The 609-nt window shown below is 66.5% G+C and carries 1 protein-coding gene; it reads right to left on the reverse strand.

From position 1 onward, the window contains the following. The coding region (locus WM40_RS27320) for a phage integrase family protein (protein ID WP_046154692.1) at window positions 1–609 on the reverse strand (609 nt) is incomplete at both ends.

Raw genomic sequence — 609 nt, forward strand, 5'->3', positions numbered from 1 at the left:
GCTTCAATCCAGCGCACCACGCGCCCTGCCCCCTCGGCGCCGATTCCGGGCACTTTCACAAACCAACGGTGGCCAAGACTGTTGATGGCGTCGATCAACTGCTGCAAGCGCGTGAGGCCCACCGCCTCGAGCCGCGCGGCGGTGGTGGGCTCAAGCCATCCTGAAATGGCGTGATGCAGGGCCGGTGCCTCGGCCACGGATAGTTCGAGGCGCCGCAGGGCGTCAAGACGCCTGGCGTGAAGACTGCGCCCCCGACGTAGCTGGCGAGAAGGCTGGGCTTCGGGATACTGCTCGCGAAACAAAGCCAGCAATTCGGCTTCATCGAAGACTTCCTGGGGGTCGACCTGCTCGCGAAACTCAGCCAGCGATGGCGTGCCGGACTCCGAGTGGTCCTCCTGCCCCAGACTCTTGGGCAAACGCAGCAGCCGCATCGCCGCTCGATCGCCGGTGCGGCGTGCGGCAGCGGCGAGCTCGTCCTGCAGCCAGCGCACCAGGCTGCGGACACGCCGCGGATCGCGGCCGCAATCCAGATAGGTATCGGCAAGCGTGGGCAGGTCGATCGCGCTCGGGCCCTCCAAATAAGCACGATAGAACGCGAAGTGCGCCAGG

The sequence above is a fragment of the Robbsia andropogonis genome (assembly GCF_000970345.1).
Classification (GTDB): domain Bacteria; phylum Pseudomonadota; class Gammaproteobacteria; order Burkholderiales; family Burkholderiaceae; genus Robbsia; species Robbsia andropogonis.